Source organism: Microbacterium sp. P2_F9 (assembly GCF_056403635.1).
On record NZ_JBFUFC010000196.1, the window covers coordinates 1 to 7,338 of the forward strand.

Genomic DNA, 7,338 nt, shown 5'->3' on the forward strand with positions numbered 1-7,338 from the left:
GCTCAGCGCGGGACCGTCGATCCCCAGGCCGACGACGGGCGCGTGGCCCTGGCCCGCACCCAGGTAGAAGGCGACCGAAATGACGGTGATGGCGCCACCGGTGGCGAGCGGGACACGGACCGGGAGACCGCGCCGGGCACCAAGAACGAATGCGACGATCACACCGAACACGGCGAACGCCGCGGCGTCCGCTCGCGCGCCCGCCCCGACGATCGCGCCCAGGACAGCGAGCGCTGCCAGTAGGATCCGCCGTCGGCCGATTGTTCGGAAGGTGCCGAGCAGACAGATCCAGGTCAGGGCTGCGGAGAGCAGTGCCCATGACGAGGGATTGGTCGAGGGGATGATGAACAGGCCCAGCGGAACGATAGCTGTCAGTGTGGAGACGAGCAGGGAGGGCCTGAGTGCACGCGGAAGCGCGAAGAAGGCAGCGGTGAGCAGACCTACTGCGAGGAGCGCGTTGGCAGTTCGCATGAGGAGCACAGAGATCTGCACATCGGGTCCTGCCATTGTGGACATCGCCGCGTAGAAGAGCGGAGGATATTGCGGCCCCGTGTTGAGGTGCCGGGCCTCGCTGAGTCCGGTGGCAGAGGCATCCCAACACGCGCCGCTGATCCCCGACTCAAACGCGAAGCACGCCACATCCGCCACGATCGCCGGTACGAGGCGGGTGGCAGAGTCGCCCGAGTCTTCGCACAACCCAGCCCGCTCACCGAGGCCGCACCAGATCGACGGCAAGTGGTAGTCGTCATCGGGGCTCGACCCGACCGTGCTCGTGAAGCCCCAGGCGACGAGCGTGACGAACAAGAGGAGCGGAATGCTGATCGCCGCGATCCGCTTCAGGGTCGTCAATGCCGGCATCCTCATCGCGCCATCGTATGGGGCGATGAGGCCGCCGGCCGCTGCGCGCGCTGACGCGACTGCTCAGGGGCCGCTCATGCGCCCGCCGATAGACTTGGCGCCGACTACCGAGGAGCCCCCGAGACATGACCGATTCGATCGCGCCTGCCGCCGAGACCCCTGACCAGGATGTCTTCGAGCAGAAGACCGTCCGCCTTGCCAAGCGCGAGCGCCTGATCGCGCAGCGGACGGATGCCGCTGGTGGCGCCTATCCGGTCGCCGTGCCGGTCACCGACACCATCCCCGCTCTGCGGGAGCGGTTCGGCACGCTGGAGGCCGGTGCCGAGACGGGGCTCACGACAGCCGTGGCCGGGCGCATCGTCTTCAGCCGCAACACCGGAAAGCTCTGCTTCGCGACCCTGCAGGCAGGCGACGGCAGCCGCATCCAGGCGATGGTGTCGCTCGCCGGCGTCGGCGAGGAGTCCCTCCAGGAGTGGAAGGAACTCGTCGACCTCGGCGACCACGTGTTTGTCCGTGGCGAGGTCATCTCCAGCCGCCGTGGGGAGTTGTCGATCATGGTGGCGGAGTGGCAGATCGCCTCGAAGGCGATCCTGCCGCTGCCGAACATGTACGGCGAGCTGAGTGAGGAGAGCCGCGTGCGCAGCCGGTTCCTCGACCTCATCGTCCGCGACCAAGCGCGGGAGACCGTCGTCGCTCGCGCGAAGGTCAATGCCAGCCTGCGCCAGACGTTCAGCGACCGTGGCTACCTCGAGGTCGAGACCCCGATGCTCCAGGTGCAGCACGGCGGGGCATCCGCTCGTCCGTTCGTCACGCGCTCGAACGCGTTCGACGCCGACCTCTACCTGCGGATCGCGCCCGAACTCTTCCTCAAACGCGCCGTAGTCGGCGGGCTGGAGCGGGTGTTCGAGATCAACCGCAACTTCCGCAACGAGGGTGCGGACTCGACGCACAGCCCCGAGTTCGCAATGCTCGAGGCCTACGAGGCGTACAGCGACTACAACGGCATCGCCGACCTCACCCAGGCGCTGATCCAGAACGCCGCAGTCGCGGTCGCTGGAACAACCACGGTGATATGGGCGGACGGCACCGAGTACGACCTGGGCGGCCAGTGGGAGCGCCTCTCGATGTACGGGTCGCTGTCTGAGGCGATCGGTCACGCCATCACGCCGGAGGATTCGCTCGCCGAGCTGCTCGGACTCGCGGCCGAGTCCGGGGTGGACGCCCCGCCGCACGCGACGCACGGCAAGCTCGTCGAGGAGCTCTGGGAGCACCACGTCAAGAGCGGCCTCACCCGGCCGACGTTCGTGATGGACTTCCCGCTCGACACGAGCCCGCTCGTGCGTGAGCACCGTGCAATCCCCGGCGTGGTCGAGAAGTGGGACCTTTACGTCCGAGGCTTCGAGCTCGCGACCGGTTACTCCGAACTCATCGACCCGGTCATCCAGCGAGAGCGCTTCGTAGGGCAGGCGAAGCTCGCCGCGCGCGGCGATCTCGAGGCGATGCGCATCGATGAGGAGTTCCTCCGGGCAATGGAGCATGGCATGCCCCCAATGGGCGGGATGGGCATGGGCATCGACCGCCTGCTCATGGCGATCACGGGGCTCGGCATCCGCGAGACGATCCTTTTCCCGCTCGTCAAGTAGCCTCGTCGCGCCCACGCGCGATCGCTCGAACGCCCACCCCTGCGGCAGGGGCTGGCCCGACGCATGCACGACCAGCGGGGATCGGCGATCTACGGCGCGTCATCGATCTTGGTTTGCCCTGACGCAAGGGCCGTCCGGTTCAGCAATCCGTGGAGGACTCGCGGCCCGCAAGTGGGCGGAGGCTTCGCGACCGCCACCGAGTTCTCCCGGTCGATCGTGCCGCAATCCATGGGGCTGCTCACGTAGGCAGGTGCGTCCGATACCTATCGGTGCTGATCTACTCGACGCTCGACCACGCGCTGTCGGACGTCGGGTCCCGGAGAGCGGGCGACCCAGCGGCTACGATCGACGGATGAGCAGCCCAGGATCCGGGCCCGATTTGAGAATTGTCGTCGCGATGACGACCTGCGACTCGGGGCCCTTTCTCCAACCGCAGCTGGATTCGATCGTCGATCAAGATCGCGCTCCCGATGCGCTGGTCGTAAGCGACGATGCTTCGACGGACGGAACCCTCGATTTGCTGACGGCCTTCGCGGCGTCGTCGGCCTTTCCTGTGACGGTAATACGCAACGCGTCGCGGAGCGGGTTGCACCGGAACAGCGCGAAAGCACTGCGCGAGGCGGCGGAACGCGGCGACGTTGTCGTGCTCGCGGCTCACGATGATCTCTGGGCACCCGAAAAGCTGAGCGCGATCGACCAGGCATTCGCAAGGCGACCCGATGTCTCGCTTTGGTTCTCGGACGCGGATCTGATCGATGCGGCCGACCGCTCGCTCGGCACGAAGCTGTCCGACTTGGTCACTCTCCGCGAGAGCGACCTCGCTGAACTCCGCCAAGGGGGAGGGATCGGCAGACTCATCCACGGAGGCACGATCAGCGGCCCAACCCTGGCGGTCCGCGCAGACGTGATCTCCGCCGGGGCTCTTCCTTTTCCGGAAGACTCCGACGCGCACTATCCCTACTTCTACGAAGATGCATGGATGGCACTGGTCGCGCGGCTGTTGGGCGAGTTCGCCACAGACCACCGGTGTCTGGTGCACTATCGCCGTCACCCAGGTCAGCTGTCCGCGCGAACGTCGGCCGTCGAAACGGGGAGAGCGTGGCGGAATGAGCGCCGCGAGGCGCGAATGCGTCATCGTATTGCCACTGGACTCATCGCATCGCGCATACGAGACCGACCCCAGATCGCTTGGATTCCCAGTCGTGCGGAGGAGGTGCTCGCTTTGGACTCCTTCCTGGCCGCGCGCACGATGCCGAAGGGGACGGCCGGACGCTCGCGTGCCCTGCTGCAGCAACTGAACCGCGGCTCCTACTCGCGTTTCGCCCGCGGACCACGAACGTTCGTGGCTGATCTCCTTGGTTTGTGAGCTGGCGAACAAGATGCGGGCCGAGCCACTCAGCCACTGGCCCGAGAGCGAAGGATTGGACGCCCATGGCACGCATTGATTTGAGTGGCACCGTGCCGTTCAACGATCTGCGACGCAACGCCGCCGACCTCACCGAGGAGCTCACCAACGCTTTCGAACGTGTGCTCGCGAGCGGATGGTTCGTAATGGGGCCCGAGCACGACGCGTTTGAGCAAGAACTACAAGCATTCGTCGAAGTGCCTCATGCCATCGCAGTGGCTAACGGGACCGATGCGCTTCAGCTCGCACTTACCGGTGTGGGTGTCCAACCGGGTGACCGGGTAATAACGGCCGCCAACGCCGGCGGTTACGCATCTGCAGCTGCCGAGCTGATCGGTGCGAAACCGATCTATGCAGATGTGGACCGGTCGACGCATCTCCTCACGCCCGAAGCACTCGACACTGTGTATCAAGAACTTGACAATACCCATGCAGTTGTCGTGGTCACACACTTGTACGGTGCAATGGCCGATATGCCCGCCATCATGGCATGGGCGAATTCGAGAGATGTTCTTGTCATCGAGGACTGTGCACAAGCACTTGGCGCCACCCGCGACTCGCGCCGCGCTGGCTCATTCGGTCATGCCGCGACAACCAGCTTCTATCCGACGAAGAACCTTGGTGCGTTAGGGGATGGCGGCGCCATCTTCACGTCAGACGACACGGTTGCGACGCGTATTAGGCGTCAACGCCAGTATGGTTGGGCGTCGAAGTACTCTGTTGACACTAGCGGAGGTCGAAACTCGCGTCTTGATGAGCTTCAGGCCGCATTCCTTCGGATCAAGCTGGCACGCTTGGACGTCTGGAACAGTCGTCGGCGGGAAATCCATCGCCGATATGAGCAGGCGCTGAGCAGTCCGAACGTCAGACTGGTGAACAGCGCGGCCGATGAATCGTTCATTGCACATCTCGCGGTGGTCGAAGCGCAGGACCGCGACATGGTGCGTAAACTCTTTTCTGACCACAGGGTCCGAACCGACATCCACTATCCGTTCCCGGATCACCTGCAGCCCCTTCGGCGGTCGGCGGCCAGTCCGTCTCTTGCGGTCACAGAGCGACTCGCGGGCCGTGTTCTTTCGGTGCCGTTGTTCCCGGAACTTACTGACGACGAGGTCGAACAGGTCGCTGGCATTTTTGGGCGACTGGGATAATAGGAGGCAACATTGGCGTCATTTGTTCACCAAAACGCGATCTGCGAGTCTCCACGGATTGGCGATGGAACGCGCATCTGGGCATTTGCCCACGTCCTTCCCGGCGCGATACTTGGTGCCGACTGCAACGTGTGTGATGGTGTCTTCATCGAGAACGATGTTGTAGTAGGGGATCGAGTAACAATCAAGTGCGGGGTTCAGTTGTGGGACGGGATCCGTCTGGAGGATGACGTGTTCGTCGGCCCGAATGCAACGTTCACGAACGACAAGTTCCCTCGAAGTCGTGTATGGCCAGCGAGTTTTGAGTCGACCGTGGTGCACCGGGGGGCGTCCATCGGCGCAAACGCTACGCTTCTGCCAGGGCTCTCTATCGGTGCAGGCGCGATGATCGGGGCGGGCGCTGTCGTCACTCGCGATGTACCGCCATTCGGAATTGTCGTTGGAAACCCCGCAAGACTTGTCGGGTACACCAACACAGTGCCGTCGGCGAGCGCCAAGACGCACAAAGCGCTCGAAGAGACCGTCGGGACTATGACGGCGCTAACGAGTGTGGTGGATATGCGGGGCTCGCTCGTCGCGGGTGAAATCGATAAGAACATCCCTTTCAGCCCGAAGCGATTCTTCGTCGTGCATGACGTTCCGTCGCGTGAGATTCGTGGCGAGCACGCCCACCATGCGTGCGAGCAGTACATGATTTGCGTGGCTGGGTCGGTGCGCGCGGTCGTTGACGATGGCACCAGGCGGGTCGAGCACGTTCTGGATCGTCCCGATCGTGGTCTCTACATGCCGCCCCTCACCTGGGGAACGCAGTACGACTACAGCCCAGACGCGATTCTTCTTGTTCTTGCCTCGCACGCGTACGACGCTGAGGACTACATTCGCGACTACGAGGAGTTCCTCGCGATCGTAGGAGCACCCGGCATAGGGGGCGCCCCCGACGAGCGATCGTCAAGGGGATGAGCGTCGAGACGTGCGAACTTATGCGGTGACGATCGTCCGCTTCGGCTCAACGCTAGGGTCGGTGGGCATAGACTTCGCTCCCGATCGGCTTCGGATGTCAGGGCACCGCCACTTCGGTCGAGCGTGTCGACGCACTTGTGGGTGGAGCGCGTCGAGCCGTTCGCCGAGCACGGCTCCCTGAGGCCAGCCCGCACCGTCTGTCGCGACGGACAGGCTGCCCATGGCGATCACCAGGATCGGAATCCGCGAGACGATCCTCTTCCGCTGGGTTGTGTGAGCTCGGGCCCCTGCTTCCCGATGCCGGGGTAGTTCTGGTCTGCTGCGGTGGGCTTGCTCAACTGCGACGGAAGGCCCATTCGGGCAGGTGCCCGGCGTGTACGAACGACCGGACGATCTCGGCAAGACCGTGCTCCGGTTCGAGGTCGCAAGCCTGAACGGCATAGCGCTCCGCGTGGGTCGAGCGGCCGAGCGCCCATGCCAGCCACGCGCACGTGGCCAGGGGTCCGGGGCGAAGGCTGGCCGGCGCGGCCGCCGCCGCCCGCCGGGCGAGGGCCAGGGCATTCTCGAGGCGCTCGGGCTGTGGCCGCTCGCCTTCACCCCACATATGCATCGCGAGGTGAGGCGGGTACTCCTCGCCCGACTCGCATCGYAGCTGAGCGTCGAAGGCTTCGTCGCCGGCTGCGAGTCCGCCGCACCACTCCATGAGCGCGATATCGCGCAGGGCGGGGCGGGTGAGGCACCAGATGATCGTGGCGGCATCGTAGGCGGGCAGGTTGTCCACGTCCCAACGCAGCGCATCCTCGAACAGAGCGGGCAGGTCATCGAGAGTGCATACGGCAGCGAGGGCGAGGGGGTCGATCCGGCGCTCCTCGGAAGGATCCGGACTGAAGGTATCGAAGTCGGGGACTTCTGCTGGGGTCGAAGGGCGGCCCTTGGTCCCGGCGCCCGCCGTCTCCTTCGACCGGGCGCGCGGCTGGGGCAGGCCGAAGGAGTCTCGCTGTGGCGAAGGCGCCTGATATCCACGGGCGCGGCCGGATGCGGCATCCGTCCCGCAGACGAGCGTGACCGCAGCGTCGAGCGCGCGCAGGGCGCGGCCCACTCGTTCGCGTTCGACGGAGTCGCAGTCCGGAAGCTCCGACCCCGCGATCTGGTCGCCGTCGGCCACCGCGAGGTGCTCTGCCCCGGCGGGCTCATCGTCCAACAGCTCAAGGGATCGTCCGCCGGCCAGGAGGTCCGGGTCGAGGTACGATCCCCACGCGTCGGCGGCGACGACCAGCGCGTCGGTCATCCGTAGGCCGCACGCGTCGGCACGGCGTTCGAG

6 protein-coding genes are annotated in these 7,338 nt (G+C 65.4%); 4 read left to right on the forward strand and 2 right to left on the reverse strand.

Annotated elements, in window-relative coordinates:
- Positions 1–849 (reverse strand): DUF2142 domain-containing protein (locus AC1DVT_RS16410; protein WP_477390049.1); only part of this gene is annotated, 849 nt, incomplete at its 3' end.
- A gap of 134 nt (positions 850–983) precedes the next feature.
- On the opposite strand from AC1DVT_RS16410, the gene lysS reads away from it, so the two are divergent.
- The 4 genes from lysS (at position 984) to AC1DVT_RS16430 (ending at position 6,017) form a co-directional block, all read left to right on the forward strand.
- Positions 984–2,501, forward strand: coding sequence for a lysine--tRNA ligase (gene lysS, locus AC1DVT_RS16415; RefSeq protein ID WP_477390050.1), 1,518 nt, complete (start codon positions 984–986; stop codon positions 2,499–2,501).
- Positions 2,502–2,853: 352 nt separating this feature from the next.
- Positions 2,854–3,867, forward strand: a complete 1,014-nt coding sequence (locus AC1DVT_RS16420) for a glycosyltransferase (RefSeq protein ID WP_477390051.1) — start codon at positions 2,854–2,856, stop codon at positions 3,865–3,867.
- A 65-nt stretch (positions 3,868–3,932) separates the two neighbouring features.
- A complete protein-coding gene (locus AC1DVT_RS16425) occupies positions 3,933–5,057 on the forward strand; it encodes a DegT/DnrJ/EryC1/StrS family aminotransferase (protein ID WP_477390052.1) in 1,125 nt (374 codons plus the stop codon).
- Between the two features lie 12 nt (positions 5,058–5,069).
- Entirely contained in the window at positions 5,070–6,017 is a 948-nt protein-coding gene (locus tag AC1DVT_RS16430) for a WxcM-like domain-containing protein (protein WP_477390053.1), read from the forward strand.
- 334 nt (positions 6,018–6,351) lie between these two features.
- Here the strand turns inward: AC1DVT_RS16430 and AC1DVT_RS16435 are convergent.
- On the reverse strand, positions 6,352–7,338 hold a 987-nt coding region (locus AC1DVT_RS16435; RefSeq protein ID WP_477390054.1), incomplete at its 5' end, for a DUF4192 family protein.